The sequence below is a fragment of the Microbacterium sp. CFBP9023 genome (assembly GCF_034045055.1).
In the GTDB taxonomy this organism is placed as follows: Bacteria; Actinomycetota; Actinomycetes; order Actinomycetales; family Microbacteriaceae; genus Microbacterium.
The window spans coordinates 833,887-853,994 of the sequence record NZ_JAXCWI010000002.1; the positions used below are offsets into that span (position 1 = coordinate 833,887).

A 20,108-nucleotide genomic window follows, 5' to 3' on the forward strand; every position below is an offset into this window, starting at 1 on the left:
GATCACGCAGCACGAAGGAGCCCCGTGGACATCGTCCGTCACCTCATCAATGGAGCAGAGACCGCCGACGCGGCGCGCACGGGACAGGTCTTCGACCCGGCCACCGGTCAGGTGTCGAAGCAGGTCGCCTTCGCGTCGACCGCCGAGGTCGACCAGGCCATCGCCGCCGCGGCATCCGCTCTGCCCGCCTGGCGCGAGACGAGCCTCATCAAGCGCGCCGACGTCTTCTTCCGCCTGCGTCAGCTGCTCAAGGAGCGCACACCCGAGCTCGCGGCGATCGTCACCTCGGAGCACGGCAAGGTGCTCTCGGACGCCGCCGGCGAGGTCTCGCGCGGCATCGAGAACGTCGAGTTCGCCGCCGGCCTCGTGCACCTGCTCAAGGGAGAGCGCAGCGAGCAGGTCTCGCGCGGCGTCGACGTGCACTCGGTCAAGCAGCCCGTCGGGGTCGTCGCGGCGATCACGCCGTTCAACTTCCCCGTCATGGTGCCGCTGTGGATGGTCGCCTCGGCGATCGCCTGCGGCAACACGGTCGTGCTCAAGCCGAGCGAGAAGGACCCGTCGGCGGCCATCTGGATCGCGAAGCTCTTCCAGGAGGCAGGACTGCCCGACGGCGTGCTCAATGTCGTGAACGGCGACAAGGAGGCCGTCGACGCGCTGCTCGAGTCGCCGCGGGTGAACGCGATCAGCTTCGTCGGATCGACCCCGATCGCCCGCTCCATCTACCAGCGGGCGGCGAACGCGGGCAAGCGCGTGCAGGCTCTGGGCGGCGCGAAGAACCACATGGTCGTGATGCCGGATGCCGACATCGACGCCGCGGCCGACGCCGCGGTCTCGGCCGCATACGGCTCAGCCGGCGAGCGCTGCATGGCCGTCTCGGTGCTGGTCGCGGTGGGAGACATCGCCGACGACCTCGTCACAGCGATCGCCTCGCGCATCGACGGACTCACGATCGGCGCGGGCACGGATGCCGCGAGCGAGATGGGCCCGCTCATCACCCGCGAGCACCGCGACCGCGTCGCCTCCTACGTGACCGGCGCCACCGCGGAGGGTGCGACCGTCGTGGTCGACGGCACGACGAAGGAGTTCGACTCCGACGGCTTCTTCATCGGGGTCAGCCTCATCGATCGGGTCGCTCCCGGCATGAAGGTGTACGACGACGAGATCTTCGGCCCGGTGCTCTCGGTCGTGCGCGTCGAGACCTATGCCGAGGCCGTCGAGCTCGTCAACGCGAACGCGTACGGCAACGGCACCGCGATCTTCACCCGCGACGGCGGCACCGCCCGTCAGTACGAGTTCGACATCGAGGTCGGCATGGTCGGCGTCAACGTGCCGATCCCCGTGCCGATCGGCGCCTACTCGTTCGGCGGCTGGAAGGACTCGCTCTTCGGCGACTCGCACATCTACGGACCCGAGTCGGTGCACTTCTACACTCGGTCGAAGGTGGTCACGACGCGCTGGCCCGACCACACGCCCTCGCAGATCGACCTGGGCTTCCCGAGCAACCACTGAGCCCCCGAGCAGACACTGAGAACCGAGACACGAGACATGACGAACTTCATCGATCGCCACGGCGCATCGCATCCGCTCCCCGCCCCCGAGGCCGAGGCGCAGGTGCGGGCGGACGACCGCGGCCACGTCTTCCACTCCTGGAGCGCCCAGGGACTCATCGATCCGCTGCCCGTCGCCGCGGGTGAGGGCTCGACGTTCTGGGACTACGCCGGCAACGCCTACCTCGACTTCTCGAGCCAGCTGGTGAACCTCAACCTGGGGCACCAGCATCCCGACCTCGTGGCCGCGATCCAGCAGCAGGCGGGTCGCCTCTCGACCATCCAGCCGGCGATGGCCAACGACGTGCGGGGCGAGCTCGCCCGACTCATCGTCGAGGTCGCGCCCGAGGGCTTCGAGAAGGTCTTCTTCACCAACGGCGGCGCCGAGGCCAACGAGTACGCCGTGCGCATGGCGCGCCAGTCGACGGGCCGCCACAAGGTGCTGTCGATGTACCGCAGCTATCACGGGTCGACCTCGACGGCGATCTCGCTGACGGGTGATCCTCGCCGGTGGGCGAACGGCACACCGGATTCCGGAGCCGTGCGCTTCTTCGGGCCCTACCTCTACCGCTCGCCGTTCCACGCCGAGACGCCGGAGCAGGAGTCCGAGCGCGCCCTCGCCCACCTCGAGCAGACCATCCAGCTCGAAGGACCCTCGACGTTCGCGGCGATCATCATCGAGACCGTCGTCGGCACGAACGGCGTGCTCGTGCCGCCGCCCGGCTACCTGCAGGGCGTGCGCGAGCTGTGCGACCGCTACGGCATCGTCTACATCGCGGACGAGGTCATGGTCGGCTTCGGCCGCCTCGGCGAGTGGTTCGGCATCGACGCGTACGACGGGCGTCCCGACCTGATCACCTTCGCGAAAGGCGTGAACTCCGGGTACGTGCCGCTCGGCGGCGTCGTCATCTCCGAGCGCATCGCGAAGGCCTTCGACACCACGCCGTTCGCGGGAGGGCTCACGTACTCCGGGCATCCGCTCGCGTGCGCCGCGGGCGTCGCCACCTTCGAGGTGTTCCGCCGCGACGGCATCCTCGAGCGGGTGCGCGACCTCGGCGAGCGCATCGTCGAGCCGACCCTGCGCGGCTGGGTCGACACCCACCCGAGCGTCGGAGAGGTACGCGGCCGCGGGCTCTTCTGGGCCGTCGAGCTGGTGCGCGACAAGGAGACGCGCGAGCCGCTCGTGCCGTTCAACGCCAGCGGAGCGGATGCCGCGCCCGTCGCCGCCTTCGCCGCCGCCGCCAAGAAGGCGGGTGTCTGGCCGTTCACGCACTTCAACCGCATCCACGTGGCACCGCCGCTCGTGATCGGCGAGGACGATCTCGTGCGCGGTCTGGCCGTGCTCGACGAGGCTCTCGCCGTGGCCGACGAGGCAGCCACGAGCTGACAGTGCCGTGAGGCGCAGCCGCTGCTGCGCGGGTTCAGATCAGGAATCCGCGCAGCAGCGCTTCGGAACCGGCGAGGTGATCGCGCATCGCCGCCTCGGCGACATCGGGCCGCCCGGCGAGGATCGCCGTCACGATCTGCTCATGCTGCTCACCCGAGTGCTGGATGTTGCGCGGCATCAGCGGGAACGTGTCGAGCCACGCATTGACGTCGGCCCGGTTCTCGGCGACCAGCGCGACGAGCGAGGGGATGCCGGCCGCCTCCGCGATCGCGAGGTGCAGCAGCGTGTCGAGACGCCGATACTCCTCGGGCCCGGCGGGCAGTGCGGCCTCATGTCGCGCCCACAGGTCGGCGCGGGTCGCGGCATCCAGCGTCCGGCTCGCCGCAGCCCGCACTGCTCCCGTCTCGAGCACCCGCCGCAGCCCCAGCACATCGTCGATCTCGTCCGCCGTGACCTCCCCGGCATCCGAGGGCTGGGGCAGCGGATCGGCGATGAACGTGCCGCCGTACCGCCCCCGCTTGGGCACCAGGTATCCGGTGTCGGCGAGTTCGCGGATCGCCTCGCGCACGGTGTCGCGACTGACGCCGAACGAGGCGGCGAGCTCTCGTTCCGGCGGCAGCGACTCCCCCGGGGCGACGACGCCGAGGCGGATGGTCTGCACGAGGCGAGCCACCGCATCCTCGAGGGCGTTGCCTCGGCGAAGCGGCCGGTAGACCGCCCGGCGCACCTCGACGAGATCGCCGTCGGAAGGGTGCTCGCTCATGCTTTCACCTTGTCACAGTGACATGGTCCCGCTTCACAGCGGGGTGACGTAGGCGTTCGTGATGCCGCCGTCGACGACGAAGGCGCTGGCGGTGATGAACGATGAGTCGTCCGAGGCGAGGAAGGCCACAGCGGCGGCCAGCTCGGACGGCTCGGCGAAGCGCCCCATCGGCACGTGCACGAGTCGTCGCTGCGCACGCTCGGGATCCTTGGCGAACAGCTCCTGCAGCAGCGGCGTGTTCACCGGCCCGGGGCACAGCGCGTTCACCCGCACGCCCTGTCGCGCGAACTGCACGCCGAGCTCGCGCGACATCGCCAGCACGCCGCCCTTCGACGCGGTGTAGCTGATCTGCGAGGTCGCCGACCCCAGCAGGGCGACGAACGACGCGGTGTTGATGATCGATCCGCGACCCGCCGGCACCATGTGGCGCAGTGCCGCACGGCTGCACAGGTACACGCTCTTCAGGTTCACGTCCTGCACGCGATCCCAGGCCGGCAGCTCGGTCGTCTCGATCGAGTCGTCGTCGGCGGGCGAGATGCCGGCGTTGTTGAAGGCGATGTCGATACGGCCGAACTCCGCGGCGACGCCGTCGAAGAGCGTGTTCACCATGGTCTCGTCGGCCACGTCGACGGGACGGAACGCACCGCCCACCTCGGCCGCCGCCTTCTCGCCCGTGGTGGGGTCGACGTCGGCGATGACGACGAACGCGCCTTCGGCCGCGAAGCGCTGAGCGGTGGCGAAGCCGATCCCGCTCGCCCCTCCGGTGATGATCGCGACGCGGTCCTTGAGGCGCTGGGTCAGATCGATGGTCATGTGTGCTCTCCGTTGCAGGTGGGGATGGTCGGGCCGGGTGTCGCTGGTCAGGATTCGTCTGTCGCGAAGAAGACGTTCTTGGTCTCGGTGAAGTGCTCGGCGGCGTCGGGACCGAGCTCGCGCCCGAGTCCGGATGCCTTCATGCCGCCGAACGGCGTCGCGTAGCGCACCGACGAGTGCGAGTTCACCGAGAGCACGCCGCTCTGCACGCCGCGCGAGACGCGCACGGCCCGTCCGAGGCTCTCGGTCCAGATCGACCCGGCGAGACCGTAGGCGGTGTCGTTCGCCAGGCGGATCGCATCGGCCTCGTCCTCGAACGGCATCACCGCGACGACCGGGCCGAACACCTCCTGCTGGGCGATCCGGTCGGACGGGCCGGCGAGCACCACGGCGGGCGCGAACCAGAATCCGTCGCCGCTCGGAGCGCTGCCGCGGAACGCGATGTTCGCGTCGTCGAGGAACCCCGACACGGTGTCGCGATGCGCGGCAGAGATGAGCGGCCCCATGTCGGTGTCGGCACTCGACGGGTCGCCCACACGCCACGCCCTGACCGCTGGTTCGAGCATCTCGAGGAACCGGTCGTACACCGATCGCTGCACGAGCAGCCGGCTGCGGGCGCAGCAGTCCTGGCCCGCGTTGTCGAACACCGAGCCGGGCACCGCGGCGACGGCCTTCTCGAGGTCGGCGTCGGCGAAGACGATGTTGGCGCTCTTGCCGCCGAGCTCGAGCGTCACGGGCTTGAGCGCGCGAGCGCATCCGGCGGCGACCTCGATGCCGACCTCGGTCGACCCGGTGAACACGACCTTGCGGACGTCGGGGTGCTCGACGAGACGCTGCCCGACGACCGAACCCGATCCGGTGACGACCTCGAAGAGTCCCGCGGGCAGCCCGGCCTCGCGGGCCAGCTCGCCGAGTCGGATGGCTGTCAACGGCGTGAGCTCGGCGGGCTTCAGGACGACGGCGTTGCCTGCGGCGAGCGCCGGCGCGAACGCCCACGCCGCGATCGTCATAGGGAAGTTCCACGGCACGATGACTCCGACCACGCCGTAGGGGTCGTGGAAGGTGACGTCGAGTCCGCCGGCCACCGGGATCTGCCGACCCGACAGTCGCTCGGGATCGGCCGAGTAGTAGTTGAGCACCTGCGCGACGTGCCCGGCCTCCCAGCGGGCCGAGCCGATCGGATGCCCGGAGTTCCGCACCTCGAGCTGTGCGAGCTCCTCCGTGGCCGCCTCGACCGCACGAGCGAAGGACCGCAGCGCGTCAGCCCGCGCGACCGGGGCGAGAGCCGCCCACCGTCGCTGCGCTGCGACAGCGCGCGCGATCGCGGCATCCGTCTCTCCGATGTCGGCGCGCGCGACCTCGCGGATCACCGCGCCGGTCGACGGGTTGATGACTGTGAACGCGCTCATCGGGCGTCCTCCTTCCGCCGCGCGGCGAACGCACGGGCCTGTGAGACGAGATCGGTGAAGAGCCGCCGATCCTCGGCGTTCTCTTCGGGGTGCCATTGGACGCCGACGATGTGGCCGGCTGACGTGTCGACGAAGGCCTGCACGAGGCCGTCGTCCGAATGCGCGGCGGCGACGAGCCCCTCGCCGAGACGGTCGACCCCCTGGTGGTGGTAGCTGTGCACCCGCATCTCGGTCTCGCCGATGATGTCGGCGAGGGGTGTGTCGGTCGACACCGCGACGTCGTTCTCGGCGAAGACACCGCCGCCGATGCGGTACTTCTCGGTGCCGAGCGACTCGGGCAGGTGCTGCTGCAGGGTTCCGCCGCGGGCGACGTTCACGAGCTGCAGACCGCGGCAGATGGCGAGCACCGGGATGCCACGACGCTCGGCCGCCTGGAAGAGCGCGAGCTCCCACGCGTCGCGGTCCACCCTCGCGGGGTCGGTGAGCGGATGCCGGTCCTCGCCGTAGAGCTCGGGGGCGACGTCCGCGCCACCCGAGAGCACGAGTCCGTCCATCCCTGAGATCGCCGCGTCCGCGGCATCCGGATCCTGGGGCGGGAGAAGAAGGGCGATGCCGCCCGAGGAGGTCACGCTCGTGAGGTACTGCTCCGGCAGGAACGCGGCCCTGACATCCCACACCCCTTGCTGCGCGCGCTCGAGATAGGTCGTGACGCCGATCAGCGGCGCGGGGTCAGAGGCGCTCGAAGCCACGGATGCGCTCCCAGTCGGTGACGGCCGCGTCGTAGGCTTCCACCTCGATGCGGGCCTGGTTCAGATAGTGCTCGACCACGTCGTCGCCGAACGCCGCCCGCGCGATGGTCGATTCGCTGAACAGCTTCGCCGCCTCGCGCAGGGTGGTCGGCAGGTGGTCGACCGCATCCTCGTAGGCGTTGCCGGTGAAGCGCTCGGGCAGCGGCAGTTCGTTCTCGATGCCGTGCAGACCGCCCGCGATGATCGCCGAGATCGCGAGGTACGGGTTCACATCTCCGCCGGGCACCCGGTTCTCGACCCGCAGCCCCGATCCATGGCCGACTACCCGCAGAGCGCAGGTGCGGTTGTCGATGCCCCATGCCACACCGGTCGGCGCGAAGCTGCCCTTCGCGAAACGCTTGTACGAGTTGATGTTGGGCGCGAGCAGCAGGGTGAATTCGCGCAGAGTGGCGAGGATGCCGGCGATCCAGTGCTCCATCACGGGACTGAAGCCGTGCTCTCCGTCGCCTGCCATCACCGGGGCACCCGACTCGTCGCGCAGCGACAGGTGGATGTGGCAGCTGTTGCCCTCACGCTCGTTGAACTTGGCCATGAACGTGAGCGCCTTGCCGTGCTGCTCGGCGATCTCCTTCGCGCCGTTCTTGTAGATCGCGTGCTGGTCGGCGGTCTCCCGCACCTCCGCATACCGGAACGCGATCTCCTGCTGACCGAAGTTGCACTCGCCCTTCACGCCCTCGCAGTACAGGCCCGCGCCGTCCATGCTGTTGCGGATGTCACGCAGCAGCGGCTCCATGCGGGTCGAGGCGAGCAGGTTGTAGTCGACGTTGTAGTCGGTCGCGGGTGTCAGCCCGTCGTACTTGCGCGCCCAGGCGTCGCGGTAGGTGTTGTCGAAGACGATGAACTCGAGCTCGGTGCCCGAGTACGCGGTCCAGCCCCGCTCGGCGAGGCGGTCGCGCTGGCGATCGAGGATCGCCCGGGGCGAGGGCCCGACGGGTTCGCCGTTCTGCCACACGAGATCGGACATGACCAGCGCGGTGCCCTCGAGCCACGGGATGTTGCGCAGGGTCTCGACGTCGGGCTTCAGCACCATGTCTCCGTAGCCGCGGTCCCACCCCGACATCGCATAGCCGTCGACGGTGTTCATGTCGACGTCGACCGACAGCAGGTAGTCGCAGGCCTCGGCCCCGTGAGCCAGGATGTCCTCCTGGAACAGCCGCGCCGACACACGTTTGCCGACCAGTCGCCCCTGCGCATCCGCGAAGGCCACGATCACCGTGTCGATCTCACCGGCGGCGATGCCGGCATCCAGCTGTTCGATGCTCAGGTTGCCCGACATCTGACGCTCCGTTCTCGTGCGGTGAAGCGATCGGCCGACCGGCTTCGCCCTCAGAGTAGATCAACTCGTCGTTTAAAGGTAGACGAAACCACCATTGACTGTCACAATCATCCGCAAGGTGCACCCGGCGCCTGCACGCATGCGAACGGAGAGCGGATGTCCCAGCAGAGCAATGAATCCCGCAAGGTCGCCGGAGCGACCTATACACGTGCCGGGAGCGACTACTTCGAGAAACGGACGCTGAAGAGGTCGGCCGGCGTCTGGGGCCTGTGGGGTCTGGCGGTCGCCGCGGTGATCTCGGGCGACTTCTCCGGCTGGAACTTCGGCATCGACTTCGCGGGTTTCGGCGGGATGCTCATCGCGTTCGCCATCCTCGTGGCGATGTACTACGGCATGATCTTCGCGATCGGCGAGATGGCGGCCGCGATGCCGCATACCGGCGGCGCGTACTCCTTCGCCCGCTCGGCCATGGGTCCGTGGGGCGGTCTCGTCACCGGAGCCGCCGAGACCATCGAGTACGTCGCGACCACGGCGGTGATCGTCTACTTCTCGGCGTCGTATGCCAACGGCATCACGAGCGAGCTGCTCGGCCTCGAACTGCCGGGCTGGGTCTGGTATCTCATCCTCTACGTCGTCTTCATCGCCCTGAACTCCGCGGGCGCCGCCATCTCGTTCCGCTTCGCGATCGTCGTCTCCGTGATCTCCATCGGCATCATCCTGGTGTTCTCCGCCATGGCGATCTTCTCCGGCGCGTTCTCGTGGGATGCCCTGTGGGACATCGTCCCCGACGAGGGCCAGACCGCGTTCCTTCCGCACGGCGTCCTGCCGATCCTGTTCGCGCTGCCGTTCGCGATGTGGTTCTTCCTCGGCATCGAGGAGCTCCCGCTCGCGGCCGAGGAGTCGCACAACCCGACCCGCGACATCCCGAAGGCAGGATTCTGGGCCCGCGGCACCCTGATCGTCACCGGACTCCTGGTGCTTTTCCTGAACACCGGCGTGATCGGCGCCGAGGCCACCGGCACCGCCGGTGAGCCGCTGCTCGACGGCTTCCGCGCGATCGTCGGCGACCAGCTCGCCGCCGTGCTCGCGCTGTTCGCCCTCATCGGCCTGCTCGCGTCGCTGCAGGGAATCATGTTCGCCTACGGACGCAACATGTACTCACTGTCCCGCGCCGGCTACTACCCCCGCTTCCTCTCGCTCACCGGAAAGCGGCAGACCCCGTGGGTCGCGCTCACTGTCGGCGCGGCGGTCGGCTTCGTGGCGCTGATCGTGCTCGACGTGCTCACCGCCGTCGACTCGGAGGGTGCCGGAACGGTCGCCGGCGCGATCGTGCTGAACATCGCCGTGTGGGGAGCCGTCGTCGCCTATGGACTGCAGCTCGTGTCGTTCATCATCCTGCGCAAGAAGTTCCCCAACGTCGACCGTCCGTACGTCAGCCCGTGGGGCATCCCCGGCGCGGTGATCGCCCTGGTGATCGCGGCACTGATCTTCGTGGGCTTCCTCCTCAACCCGACGTTCGGCCCGGCGATCATCGCGATCGCGATCGTCTATGCGATCATCCTGCTCGGATTCGGCCTGTTCTTCCGACACCGCCTCGTGCTCTCGCCCGAAGAGGAGTACGCGCTGTCAGGCGGTTCGCACGGCGACCCGCAGGCCGAGGGCTACGACGCCATGGAGGGCGAGGTGTTCGGCGGCGGACGCTGACCGGGGCGGAGGAGCGCGGCGCTACTTGCGGTCGAAGTCGAACGCCTTGAGCAGCTCGTCGACGGCCTTGTCGCGCTCCTCCCCGCCCTCGTCGAACATGTGCGTCACGTGCGTGCGCAGATGGTTCTCGAGCAGCAGGCGGTTGAGGGACTCGAGCGAACGCTGGATCGCGCGGGACTGCGTGATGATGTCCATGCAGTACTCCTCGCTCTCGATCATCCGCGCGACTCCGCGCATCTGACCCTCGAGGATGCTGGTGCGGTGCAGCGCACGCTTCTTGATGTCTTCGATCACGATTCGAGGGTACTCGGATCCTGCCTCGGTCAGCCCGAGAACGGGTTGAGGACAGCGAGTCCCGGGATGTCGAAGTCTCTCTCGTTGCGGGTGACCAGCGTCAGTCCGTGGTGCAGCGCGGTGGCCGCGATGAGCGAGTCGCCGAGCGGACGCCGGTTCGGCACTTGGATGGCTGCGGTGATCTGAGCGATCGCCTGCGTCACCTCGAGAGCGGGGTGCACCAGTCCGCTTCTGACCGAGTCCAGCCACCGTTCCAGAGACGCGGCGGCGACGGCATCCCGTCTCCGCGCCAGGAGGACGCCGCGCTCGAGTTCGAGCCCGGTGATCACGCTGATGTGCATGGACTCCCGAGCCGTCGCGCCGAACCACCGCGCCACGCCGAGGTCGGGCCTGGGCCGACGGATCTCCGAGATCACGTTCGTGTCGACCAGGAACGGTGTCACAGGTCGATCTCTCGTCCGAAGTCACGCGATCTGTCGGCGGCGATCTCGTCCATGATCTGACCGAAGACGTCATCGGGATCCGCCCCCTCAGGGAGGGGCCGGACGACGTCCAGGAAGGATCGCGTGTCCTCCGTCAGAGCGGCGGGCCGGAGGCGTTCGTAATCTCCGATGCTCAGCAGTACATAGGCGGGCTCGCCACGTCTCGTGATCATCACGGGCTGCCCGTCGGCGACGCGCTGAGCGCGCGCGACGGACTGGTTGAACTCTCGAGCGGTCATGGTGAACACGATGGACCCCGTTTCGAACTGTAGTGAGAGTACTACACAGCGTGGACTCGGTGAAGGGCGACGGACCGGACGATACAAGCCGACCTCAGCGAGGACTCCCCGTGAAAGGATGACGTCATGCCGCGAACCCCGATGGCGCTCCTGTCGCCCGCAGACCAGGTACGACTTCGCGCTCTTCGCCGCATGAAGGCGGTGGCTCTCGGCGCGCTGATCTTCATGGCGGTCGTGTTCGTGATCGCGTTCGCCTTCCAGGAGCGTCAGCCGTGGTTGGCCTACGTCCGCGCCGCCGCCGAGGGCGGCATGGTGGGTGCTCTCGCCGACTGGTTCGCCGTAACCGCGCTCTTCCGTCGGCCGCTGGGGCTGCCCATTCCGCACACCGCGATCATCCCGAACCGCAAAGACGAGATCGGCCGCACGCTGGGCGAGTTCGTCGAGACGAACTTCCTCGAGGCGAGCGTCGTGCGCACCAAGCTCGCGAGCACGGCGATCGCGAAGCGAGCCGGTGAATGGCTGCGTGAGCCCGCCCACGCCGAACGCGTGGCGGCCGAGGGGGCGACGATCGCGACCGCCGTCCTGAACGCTCTCAGCGACGACGACGTGCGCGACCTCATCACCGACCTCGCCCGCGAGCACCTCGTCTCTCCCGAGTGGGGACCGCCCGCCGGCGCCTGGCTCGAGAAGATCGTCGAGGCCGATGCGCATCACGGGGCGGTCGACCTCGCCGCCGACAGCATCGGCCGCTGGCTGGATGCGAACGCCGAGTCGTTCTCGGGACTCATCTCGCGCAGGCTCCCCGGGTGGGTGCCGAAGCTCGCCCACCGATTCGTCGACGACACCGCCTACAACGAGGCGGTCAAGTTCGTCCGCGCCGTGCAGGCCGACCCGAAGCATCCGGCACGCATCGCCGTCGACGGCTACCTCGCCCGCCTCGCCGACAGCCTGCAGAACGACCCCGCGACGAGGGCCAAGCTCGAGAACGCCAAGGCATCGCTGTTCGACAGCCCCCGCGTGGGCGCCCTCGCCGCCGAGGCCTGGGACACGGCGAAGAACGGACTGCTCACCGCCCTCGCCGACCCCGAGAGCGGTCTGCGTGTGCGGGCAGCACAGGCTCTGCAGGAGATCGGCGACAGGCTCACGACGGATGCCGCGCTGCAGCACCGCGTCGACACGTGGGTGTCGGATGCCGCGGTGTTCCTCGTCGACCGCTACCGCCATGACATCGCGTCGATCATCACCGACACCGTCGAGCGGTGGGACCCGGTCGAGACGACCGAGAAGATCGAGCTCATGGTCGGCCGCGACCTGCAGTACATCCGTCTGAACGGCACGTTCGTCGGCGCGCTCGCGGGCCTGGCGATCTTCACGATCGCGCACCTGCTGATCCCCGGGGTCTGAGCACTGAGCAGGGTTGACGGCATCGCACCCTCCGGGTGAGGGCCTGTAGAGGGGCGGCCGCGCCACTGCTAGCGTGCACCTCACTCGCGCAGGTCGCACGGGAACCCCTCTGGCATACCGGCATCCCTCGAAGGAGGAGTCATGGACTCGCTGCTCTCCGCGAACCTGGTCTGGTCGGTGCTCGCGATCGCGGCGTTCTGCATCAACGTGCTCGCGCTGATCTACATCCCGCGCGATCGCAAGCCCACCGCGGCGATGGCGTGGCTGCTGCTCGTGTTCCTGCTTCCTTTCATCGGCATCGCGCTCTACCTGCTCATCGGAGACTTCCGGCTGCCGAAGAAGCGCCGTGACGAGCAGCAGCGCATCACGGCGATGATCGCCGAGCGCGCCCTCGACCTTCCGGATGCCGAGGCTCCGCGGTGGCTGCAGCGTGTCGCGCAGCAGAATCACGCCCTCACCGGCCTGCCGATGGTCGGTGCCTCGTCGGCGCAGCTGATCGACGACTACCAGGCATCGATCGACGCGATGGCCGCAGCCATCGACTCCGCCGAGCGATACGTGCACGTGGAGTTCTACATCGCGGCGCGCGACGAGACGACCCGGGGCTTCTTCGACGCGATGGAGAGAGCCGTCGCCCGCGGGGTGACGGTGCGCCTGCTGGCCGACTACATCGCCTCGCGCAAGATCCCGAAGTCGGAGGAGACCTTCGCGGAGCTCGACAGGGTCGGCGTGACGTGGGCATGGATGCTGCCGGTTCGCCCGCTCAAGGGCGAGTACCAGCGCCCCGATCTGCGCAACCACCGCAAACTTGTCGTCGTCGACGGCCACGTCGGTTTCGTCGGCTCGCAGAATCTCATCTCCCGCGACTACAACTCGGAGAAGAACATCAGACGCGGCCTCATGTGGCAGGAGCTGGTGTCCCGCGTCGACGGACCGGTCGTCGCCCAGGTCGATGCGGTGTTCCTGTCGGACTGGCTCATCGAGACCGGCGAGGACCTGTCCGCGGTCGAACGCGTACCGGCCACCGCCGTTCCCGCACCTCCACCCGCCGATCTGCACTGCCAGATGGTGCCGAGCGGGCCGGCATACGGCACCGAGAACAACCTGCGGATGTTCCTCTCGCTCATCCACGGCGCGACCGAGAAGGTCATCCTGACGAGCCCGTACTTCGTGCCCGACGAGGCGATGATCTATGCCATCACCACGGCATGCCAGCGCGGACTCGACGTGCAGCTGTTCGTATCGGAGCTCGGCGACCAGGCGATGGTCTATCACGCACAGCGGTCGTACTACGAGACGCTGCTGCGAGCCGGAGTGCGCATCTTCCTCTACCCCGCGCCGTACATCCTGCACGCCAAGCACTTCTCGATCGACGACGACATCGCCGTGATCGGCTCGAGCAACATGGACATCCGCTCCTTCAGCCTCAACTCCGAGATGTCGCTGCTGGTGCGGGGCGGGTCCTTCGTCGCGCAGATGCGCCAGGTCGAGCAGAAGTACCGCGCCGCCGGGCGGGAGCTGACACTCGACGAATGGCTGCGCGAGCCTGCGAAGTCGACCTTCCTCGACGGCCTGTTCCGGCTGACGTCGGCGCTGAACTGAGTGGCGCTCTCCCGACGCCGTGTCAGCGGGACGCGAGCGCCGCGAGCATCTCGAGCACGCACAGCGCGGCGAGCCTCACCGTGCGGAGGTCGTCGGTGTCAGCGGTCGCATCGACCTCGGCGATGTCGGCGCTGACCACACGCGGGTCGCCGACGATCGCGCGCACGAGGTGGCGCAGCTCCCACGCGGCGAAGCCGCCGGGAACGGATGCCGGGCAGCCCGGCGCCGCGGAACGGTCGGCCGCGTCGACGTCGGCGTCGAGGTGGATGCGGGCGGCGGCACCCGCTCCGGCGATGCGCGTCGCCTCCGCGACGACGTCCTCGATGCCCCGGCGGCGAACCTCGTCGAGGGTGATCACGCGGATTCCCCACCCGGCAGCACGCGCCGCGTAGGCGGCGGAGTTCGCGAAGTCCGCGATGCCGATCTGGACGATCCTCGTCGGGTCGATCCTCTCGCCGTCGGGCGCGTCTTCGATCAGCCGACGGACGGGCGATCCGTTCGAGATGCCGTCACGCAGATCGAAGTGCGCGTCGATGGTGATGAGTCCGGTGGCCCCGGCACCGCGCGCGACCGGATAGGTCAGGGCGTTATCGCCCCCGAGTGCGATGACGAGACGGGTGGCGTCAGCGAGCTCGCGCACGCGCCGGACGGTGGTCGCGATGCCGTCCTCGCCGTCCGGCTCGTCGACGTCCCCGGCATCGAGCACGCGGAGTGCCGCCCCGAGATCGACCACGGGCGGCCCCATGAGCGTCGCGCTGTACCGGGTGAGCGACTCGCGGATCGCGGCGGGCGTCGCGTGTGCTCCGGTCGGTGACAGCGAGGTGCGCCAGGTCGGCACGCCGAGCAGCACGGCATCCGCGTCATCCCCTGTCTCGAACCCGGGCCAGGAGCCCGCGCGCGGCCAGAGCTCATCGTGCGACAGTGCCATGATTCGTCCCCTCTGCCGTTCCGGATGCTGCGAAGACCCCGACGCCGTCCTTCCACACCCGCTCGACGAGCGGGACTCCGGGTCGGTAGGCGAGATGGATGCGGGTCGGCGCCGACAGCAGCACGAGGTCCGCCCGCGCGCCCGGCGTGATCACGCCGACATCGTCGCGGTGCAGCGCCAGAGCGCCCCCGGCGGTCGCCGCCCACACCGCCTCGGCGGGGGTCAGGCCCATGTCGCGCACCGCGAGCGCGATGCAGAACGGCATCGACGACGTGAAGCTCGATCCCGGATTGGTGTCGCAGGCGATCGCCACGGTCACGCCCGCGTCGATGAGTCGTCGCGCGTCGGGATACGGCTGGCGGGTCGAGAACTCCACCCCGGGGAGCAGCGTGAGCACCGTGTCGGATGCTGCCAGCGCCTCGATGTCGGAGTCGGTCAGGTAGGTGCCGTGGTCGACGGATGCCGCGCCGAGGTCGACGGCGAGGCGTACTCCCTCACCCGGGCCGAGCTGACTCGCGTGCACTCGGGGAACGAGCCCCTGTGCGATGCCCGCCTCGAGCACCCTTCGCGACTGCTCGACCGAGAACGCACCCGTCTCACAGAACACGTCGATCCACTTCGCATGCGGAGCGCACGCGTCGAGCATCGGCCCTGTCACCAGGTCGACGTACTCGTCCGCGCGGTCGGCGTACTCCACCGGCACCACGTGCGCTCCGAGGAAGGTGACCTCGGGCGTGACTTCCGCCGCGAGGCGCACCAGGCGCTCCTCGTCTCGCACGCTCAGGCCATAGCCGCTCTTGATCTCGACCGTCGTGGTGCCCTGGGCGAGCATCTCGTCGACGAATCCCCGCAGACGCGCGCGCAGCTCGTCGTCGCTCGCCGCTCGTGTCGCGACCACGGTCGAGCGGATGCCGCCGGCGGCGTATCGCTGCCCCGCCATCCGGGCCTCGAACTCCGCGGCGCGGTCGCCTCCGAAGACCAGGTGGCTGTGGCTGTCGACGAAACCGGGGATGACGGCGCGACCCGCCGCGTCGATGACGACGTCGGCCTCCGGCGCATCCGCAGCGGACCCGACCCATGCGATCCGCTCGCCGTCGATGAGCACGGCCGCGTCGACGAGCGTGCCGAAGCGGTCGCCGTCGGGCGAGGCGACGTTGGTCGTCAGCTCGGCGATGTTCGTGATCAGCGAGGTGCTCACAGCATCGGCACCTTGAGTCCACGCTCACGGGCGATGTCCCGAGCGTGCTCGTATCCGGCGTCGACATGGCGCATGACGCCGGTGCCCGGATCGTTGGTGAGCACGCGTTCGAGCTTCTCGGCGGCGAGCGCCGATCCGTCGGCGACGGTCACCTGCCCTGCATGGATCGAGCGCCCGATGCCGACTCCGCCGCCATGGTGCAGCGACACCCACGATGCACCGGATGCCGTGTTGAGCAGCGCGTTCAGCAGGGGCCAGTCGGCGATGGCGTCCGAACCGTCCTTCATGGCCTCCGTCTCGCGATACGGCGACGCCACGGAGCCGGAGTCGAGGTGGTCGCGGCCGATCACGATCGGCGCGGCCAGCTCCCCCGAGGCCACCATCTCGTTGAACCTGAGGCCGGCGAGGTGGCGCTCCTTGTATCCGAGCCAGCAGATGCGCGCGGGCAGTCCCTCGAAGTGCACCTTCTCGCCGGCCTTCTCGAGCCAGCGGTGGAGAGCCTTGTCTTCGGGGAACAGCTCGGCGATCGCACGGTCGGTCTTGTAGATGTCCTCGGGGTCGCCCGAGAGCGCCGCCCAGCGGAAGGGTCCGCGACCCTCTTCGAACTGCGGGCGGATGTACGCCGGCACGAAGCCCGGGAACTCGAAGGCGCGATCGAATCCGCCGAGCTGCGCCTCGGCCCGGATCGAGTTGCCGTAGTCGAAGACCGCGGCCCCGGCATCCTGGAACGCGACCATCGCCGCGACATGCTGAGCCATCGACTCGCGCGAGCGGCGGGTGAACTCCTCCGCATCCCGCTCGGCCTCGGACTTCCAGTCGGCGACGGCCATGCCGACCGGCAGGTAGGCGAGCGGGTCGTGCGCGCTGGTCTGATCGGTGACGATGTCGATCGGCACCCCGCGGCGCAGCAGCTCGGGGAAGACCTCGGCCGCGTTGCCGACCACGCCCACCGAGAGCGCTTCGCCCGCATCCTTCGCCGCGACGACCCGCGTGATCGCCGCATCGAGATCGGTGGTGTACTCGTCGAGGTAGCCGTGCTGCACACGACGGGCGAGACGCGACTCGTCGACGTCGACGATCAGCACGGCGCCGTCGTTGAGCGTCACCGCGAGCGGCTGAGCGCCGCCCATGCCACCCGCACCGCCGGTCAGCGTCAGCGTTCCCTTGAGCGAGTCCTTGCCGAGCGAGCGGGCGACCGCGGAGAACGTCTCGTACGTGCCCTGCAGAATGCCCTGGGTGCCGATGTAGATCCACGACCCCGCGGTCATCTGGCCGTACATGATCAGACCGAGCTCTTCGAGCTTGCGGAACTCGGGCCAGTTGGCCCAGTCGCCCACGAGGTTCGAGTTGGCGATCAGCACGCGCGGCGCCCACTCGTGCGTGCGGAAGACGCCGACCGGCTTGCCCGACTGCACGAGCAGCGTCTCGTCCGGCTCGAGCTCATCGAGCGTGCGGACGATCGCGTCGTACGCCTCCCAGCTGCGCGCCGCCTTGCCCGTACCGCCGTAGACGACGAGGTCTTCGGGGTGCTCGGCGACCTCGGCGTCTAGGTTGTTCATCAGCATCCGCTTCGCCGCCTCCGCACCCCAGCTCTTGGCGGTGCGCTGGTTGCCACGGGCGGCGCGAACCGTGCGCGGCCCGGTGGTCGGAGTCGTATCCGTCGTGATGTCAGTCATTCGCGTGCTCCTTTGCGATGCGGGCGATGGCGCCGGACTGCACGAGTGCAGTCACGGCCTCCATGTCGGGTGAGAGGAATCGGTCGGGTCCGGGGCCCGCGGCGACCGTGCGGACCAGGTCGCGCACCGCTCCGGTCGCAGGGCCGGCCTGCAGCGGAGCGCGCAGATCCAGCGCACGGGCACCGGTGAGCACCTCGATCGCGATGACACGGCCGAGTCCGTCGATCGCGCGGCGCAGCTTGCGAGCAGCGGCCCACCCCATCGACACGTGGTCCTCCTGCATCGCCGAGGAAGGGATGGAATCGACGGATGCCGGGACGGCGAGCCGCTTGAGCTCCGAGACGATTCCAGCCGCCGCGTACTGCGCGATCATCAGCCCCGAGTCGACACCGACCTCGTCGGCGAGGAAGGGCGGCAGCCCGTGGTTGCGTGCCGGATCGAGCGCGCGGTCGGTGCGGCGCTCGGAGATGGAGGCCACGTCGGCGACCGAGATGGCCAGGAAGTCCAGCACCGCTGCGACCGGTGCACCGTGGAAGTTGCCGTTCGACTCGATGCGCCCATCGACCGTGATCACCGGGTTGTCGATGACGCTGGCGAGCTCGCGCTCGGCGATGGTCGATGCGTAGCCCATCGTGTCGCGCGCGGTGCCGTGGACCTGCGGCGAACAACGCAGGGAGTATGCGTCCTGCACGCGCCCGTCCTCCGGTCCCTTGTGGCTGTGCACGATCGGCGAATCGTGCAGGAAAGCCCGCAGGTTCGCCGCCGACTCGGCCTGGCCGGACTGCGGTCGCAGCGCCATGAGGTCGGCCGCGAAGACGGCATCCGTGCCGAGCTGCGACTCGACCGACATCGCCGCCGCCATGTCGGCCGTCACGAGCAGCGTCTCGAGGTCGTGCAGCGCCAGCACGAGCATGCCGAGCATGCCGTCGGTGCCGTTGATGAGCGCGAGGCCCTCCTTCTCGACGAGAGTGAGGGGATGGATGCCGGCTGCGGCCAGCGCGTCGGATGCCGGGATGAGCGTGCCCTCGGCGTCACGCACATCGCCCTCTCCCATCGCCGCGAGTGCGATGTGCGCGAGCGGGGCGAGGTCACCGGAACACCCCAGCGATCCGTATTCGCGCACGATCGGGGTGATGCCCGCGTTCAGCAGAGCAGCGTAGGTCTCGACCACGACGGGGCGAACACCCGTGCGGCCGGAGGAGAGCGTCTGAAGGCGCAGCAGCTGCAGGCCGCGGACGACCTCGCGTTCGACCTCGGCGCCGGTGCCGGCCGCGTGCGAGCGGATGAGGCTCGCCTGCAGCTGAAGGCGGCGGTCGGGGGCGATGAACGTCGTCGCGAGCGCGCCGAAACCCGTCGAGACACCGTAGTGCGGGTGCGGATCTGCCGCGAGTCCGTCGATCACGCGTCGCGTCCCCGCGACGCGATCGAGAGCGGCGGAGCTGATCGTGACGCTCGCGCCATGGCGCGCCACCGCGACGACGTCGGCGGGGCTCAGGGGTGCATCGCCGATGAGGACGGCGGGAAGATCGGTCATGTCTCGATTCCACACCCGACGGGTCGCGCGTGGCAGGCGATCGTGACATCCTGTGTCTGTGATCCCAGACAACGAAGTGGCCGCCGCGCAGGTGCCCGCCGCCCACAACACGCTGCGGATCCTGAGTTATCTGGCCGGGCGCCCCGCGCCCGTCGCCGCCTCGGCGATCGCCCGCGAACTCGAGCTGCCCCGGTCGACCGTCTATCACCTGCTCACGACCCTCGCTGCGCACGGGTTCGTGCTGCATATGAAGGAAGACCGGCGCTGGGGCCTCGGCACCTCGGCATTCGAACTCGCCGGCGGATACGCGCGGCAGCAGCCGCTCGCGCGCATCGGGCGGCCTCTTGTGGCCGCCCTCTCAGATCGTCTCGGAGAGAGCACCCACCTGGCGGTGATGAGCGGCGGCGACGTGCTCTATATCGTCGAGGAGCGCGCTCCCCGACGGCAGGCTCTCGTGACGGATGTCGGCGTCCGCTTGCCTGCGCACCTCACCGCCTCGGGGCGGGCCATGCTGGCTGCGCTCCCCCGCGAGCAGGTGCGTGCGCTGTATCCGAGCGCGTCTGCGTTCCCCGACCGTACGGGACGCGGCCCCAGGAAGCCGAGTGAACTGCGCGAGCTGCTGCGCACCGTTCGTGAACGCGGCTATGCGACCGAGGACAGCGAGGTGGCAGACGGACTGCGCAGCGTCGGCGCCGTCGTCCGCGATCATGCGGGCTGGCCTGTGGCCGCGGTCGCTGTGACCTGGGCCGGCGGCGAGCTCGATGAGCGTATCCTTGCGGACGCCGTGATCGAGACGGCGTCCGTACTCGAGTCACGGCTCAAGCGCTGACGCGACGCATCCGCTGCCGCGCCCGGTCAGTCGACGACTGCGCTTGCGCTTGCGCTTGCGCTTGCGCTTGCGCACACGTTAACGCAGAAAAGCCACCCAACATTGGGTGGCTTTTCTGTTTAAAAGAAGTCCGGCGGTGTCCTACTCTCCCACAGGGTCCCCCCTGCAGTACCATCGGCGCTGTGAGGCTTAGCTTCCGGGTTCGGAATGTAAA

Annotated in this window: 18 protein-coding genes and 1 rRNA gene; 6 read left to right on the forward strand and 13 right to left on the reverse strand. The window is 69.1% G+C overall.

Annotated elements, in window-relative coordinates; translation table 11 throughout:
- Positions 1-24: 24 nt before the first annotated feature.
- Complete coding sequence (locus SOM10_RS14600; protein WP_072591932.1) at positions 25-1,509, forward strand: CoA-acylating methylmalonate-semialdehyde dehydrogenase; 1,485 nt, start codon at positions 25-27, stop codon at positions 1,507-1,509.
- 36 nt (positions 1,510-1,545) lie between these two features.
- On the forward strand, positions 1,546-2,934 hold the full coding sequence (locus SOM10_RS14605; protein WP_320490717.1) for an aspartate aminotransferase family protein: 1,389 nt from the start codon (positions 1,546-1,548) through the stop codon (positions 2,932-2,934).
- Between the two features lie 34 nt (positions 2,935-2,968).
- Here the strand turns inward: SOM10_RS14605 and SOM10_RS14610 are convergent, their stop codons facing one another.
- From SOM10_RS14610 to SOM10_RS14630, 5 genes are read right to left on the reverse strand one after another with little or no spacing between them, the layout of a single operon-like run.
- A complete protein-coding gene (locus tag SOM10_RS14610) occupies positions 2,969-3,697 on the reverse strand; it encodes a FadR/GntR family transcriptional regulator (protein WP_072591934.1) in 729 nt (242 codons plus the stop codon).
- A gap of 33 nt (positions 3,698-3,730) precedes the next feature.
- On the reverse strand, positions 3,731-4,510 hold the full coding sequence (locus SOM10_RS14615; RefSeq protein WP_320490719.1) for a 3-oxoacyl-ACP reductase: 780 nt from the start codon (positions 4,508-4,510) through the stop codon (positions 3,731-3,733).
- 47 nt (positions 4,511-4,557) lie between these two features.
- Positions 4,558-5,919 (reverse strand): aldehyde dehydrogenase family protein, encoded by a 1,362-nt coding sequence (locus SOM10_RS14620; protein ID WP_320490720.1) that lies wholly within the window; start codon positions 5,917-5,919, stop codon positions 4,558-4,560.
- On the reverse strand, positions 5,916-6,668 hold the full coding sequence (locus SOM10_RS14625; RefSeq protein ID WP_320490721.1) for a gamma-glutamyl-gamma-aminobutyrate hydrolase family protein: 753 nt from the start codon (positions 6,666-6,668) through the stop codon (positions 5,916-5,918). Before SOM10_RS14625 ends, SOM10_RS14620 begins: the two co-directional genes overlap by 4 nt.
- A complete protein-coding gene (locus SOM10_RS14630) occupies positions 6,649-8,004 on the reverse strand; it encodes a glutamine synthetase family protein (RefSeq protein ID WP_053097806.1) in 1,356 nt (451 codons plus the stop codon). Before SOM10_RS14630 ends, SOM10_RS14625 begins: the two co-directional genes overlap by 20 nt.
- Positions 8,005-8,160: 156 nt before the next feature.
- Here SOM10_RS14630 and SOM10_RS14635 point away from each other — a divergent pair, with 156 nt between their 5' ends.
- Positions 8,161-9,708: an amino acid permease gene (locus SOM10_RS14635; protein WP_053097808.1), complete on the forward strand. Its 1,548-nt coding sequence runs from the start codon at positions 8,161-8,163 to the stop codon at positions 9,706-9,708.
- Positions 9,709-9,729: 21 nt separating this feature from the next.
- Here SOM10_RS14635 and SOM10_RS14640 read toward each other — a convergent pair whose 3' ends face one another.
- From SOM10_RS14640 to SOM10_RS14650, 3 genes are read right to left on the reverse strand one after another with little or no spacing between them, the layout of a single operon-like run.
- On the reverse strand, positions 9,730-10,002 hold the full coding sequence (locus SOM10_RS14640; RefSeq protein WP_053097810.1) for a metal-sensitive transcriptional regulator: 273 nt from the start codon (positions 10,000-10,002) through the stop codon (positions 9,730-9,732).
- A 29-nt stretch (positions 10,003-10,031) separates the two neighbouring features.
- Positions 10,032-10,445, reverse strand: coding sequence for a type II toxin-antitoxin system VapC family toxin (locus SOM10_RS14645; protein ID WP_320490724.1), 414 nt, complete (start codon positions 10,443-10,445; stop codon positions 10,032-10,034).
- Positions 10,442-10,723, reverse strand: coding sequence for a type II toxin-antitoxin system prevent-host-death family antitoxin (locus SOM10_RS14650; protein ID WP_320490726.1), 282 nt, complete (start codon positions 10,721-10,723; stop codon positions 10,442-10,444). The genes SOM10_RS14645 and SOM10_RS14650 overlap by 4 nt, the downstream gene beginning before the upstream one ends.
- Positions 10,724-10,849: 126 nt before the next feature.
- Here SOM10_RS14650 and SOM10_RS14655 point away from each other — a divergent pair, with 126 nt between their 5' ends.
- Both SOM10_RS14655 and cls read left to right on the forward strand, forming a co-directional pair.
- The gene (locus tag SOM10_RS14655) at positions 10,850-12,127 is read left to right on the forward strand and encodes a DUF445 domain-containing protein (RefSeq protein ID WP_053097814.1); all 1,278 of its coding nucleotides are present in this window, start codon (positions 10,850-10,852) and stop codon (positions 12,125-12,127) included.
- Between the two features lie 141 nt (positions 12,128-12,268).
- Positions 12,269-13,729 carry a cardiolipin synthase gene (gene cls, locus SOM10_RS14660; protein ID WP_187250717.1) on the forward strand — a complete coding sequence of 487 codons (1,461 nt, stop codon included), beginning with the start codon at positions 12,269-12,271 and terminating at the stop codon, positions 13,727-13,729.
- Positions 13,730-13,751: 22 nt separating this feature from the next.
- Here cls and SOM10_RS14665 read toward each other — a convergent pair whose 3' ends face one another.
- The 4 genes from SOM10_RS14665 to hutH are packed head-to-tail and all read right to left on the reverse strand — an operon-like array spanning position 13,752 to position 19,065.
- Positions 13,752-14,657 carry an arginase family protein gene (locus SOM10_RS14665; RefSeq protein ID WP_320490727.1) on the reverse strand — a complete coding sequence of 302 codons (906 nt, stop codon included), beginning with the start codon at positions 14,655-14,657 and terminating at the stop codon, positions 13,752-13,754.
- Complete coding sequence (gene hutI, locus SOM10_RS14670) at positions 14,638-15,855, reverse strand: imidazolonepropionase (protein WP_320490729.1); 1,218 nt, start codon at positions 15,853-15,855, stop codon at positions 14,638-14,640. The genes SOM10_RS14665 and hutI overlap by 20 nt, the downstream gene beginning before the upstream one ends.
- Positions 15,852-17,531 carry a urocanate hydratase gene (gene hutU, locus SOM10_RS14675; protein WP_320490731.1) on the reverse strand — a complete coding sequence of 560 codons (1,680 nt, stop codon included), beginning with the start codon at positions 17,529-17,531 and terminating at the stop codon, positions 15,852-15,854. The genes hutI and hutU overlap by 4 nt, the downstream gene beginning before the upstream one ends.
- Positions 17,524-19,065: a histidine ammonia-lyase gene (gene hutH, locus SOM10_RS14680; RefSeq protein ID WP_320490733.1), complete on the reverse strand. Its 1,542-nt coding sequence runs from the start codon at positions 19,063-19,065 to the stop codon at positions 17,524-17,526. Before hutH ends, hutU begins: the two co-directional genes overlap by 8 nt.
- Before the next feature lie 52 nt (positions 19,066-19,117).
- Between hutH and SOM10_RS14685 the strand changes: the two genes are divergently transcribed.
- On the forward strand, positions 19,118-19,894 hold the full coding sequence (locus tag SOM10_RS14685) for an IclR family transcriptional regulator (RefSeq protein ID WP_372984588.1): 777 nt from the start codon (positions 19,118-19,120) through the stop codon (positions 19,892-19,894).
- A 128-nt stretch (positions 19,895-20,022) separates the two neighbouring features.
- Here the strand turns inward: SOM10_RS14685 and rrf are convergent.
- Positions 20,023-20,108, reverse strand: a 5S ribosomal RNA gene (rrf, locus tag SOM10_RS14690); the annotation flags it as partial.

Bases quoted from the DNA above. Each gene is read 5' to 3' on its own strand.
- SOM10_RS14605 (WP_320490717.1), top strand. From the start codon at position 1,546: ATGACGAACTTCATCGATCGCCACGGCGCATCGCATCCGCTCCCCGCC.
- SOM10_RS14610 (WP_072591934.1), bottom strand. From the start codon at position 3,697: ATGAGCGAGCACCCTTCCGACGGCGATCTCGTCGAGGTGCGCCGGGCG.
- SOM10_RS14615 (WP_320490719.1), bottom strand. From the start codon at position 4,510: ATGACCATCGATCTGACCCAGCGCCTCAAGGACCGCGTCGCGATCATC.
- SOM10_RS14620 (WP_320490720.1), bottom strand. From the start codon at position 5,919: ATGAGCGCGTTCACAGTCATCAACCCGTCGACCGGCGCGGTGATCCGC.
- SOM10_RS14630 (WP_053097806.1), bottom strand. From the start codon at position 8,004: ATGTCGGGCAACCTGAGCATCGAACAGCTGGATGCCGGCATCGCCGCC.
- SOM10_RS14635 (WP_053097808.1), top strand. From the start codon at position 8,161: ATGTCCCAGCAGAGCAATGAATCCCGCAAGGTCGCCGGAGCGACCTAT.
- SOM10_RS14650 (WP_320490726.1), bottom strand. From the start codon at position 10,723: ATGACCGCTCGAGAGTTCAACCAGTCCGTCGCGCGCGCTCAGCGCGTC.
- SOM10_RS14655 (WP_053097814.1), top strand. From the start codon at position 10,850: ATGCCGCGAACCCCGATGGCGCTCCTGTCGCCCGCAGACCAGGTACGA.
- cls (WP_187250717.1), top strand. From the start codon at position 12,269: ATGGACTCGCTGCTCTCCGCGAACCTGGTCTGGTCGGTGCTCGCGATC.
- SOM10_RS14665 (WP_320490727.1), bottom strand. From the start codon at position 14,657: ATGGCACTGTCGCACGATGAGCTCTGGCCGCGCGCGGGCTCCTGGCCC.
- hutU (WP_320490731.1), bottom strand. From the start codon at position 17,531: ATGACTGACATCACGACGGATACGACTCCGACCACCGGGCCGCGCACG.
- hutH (WP_320490733.1), bottom strand. From the start codon at position 19,065: ATGACCGATCTTCCCGCCGTCCTCATCGGCGATGCACCCCTGAGCCCC.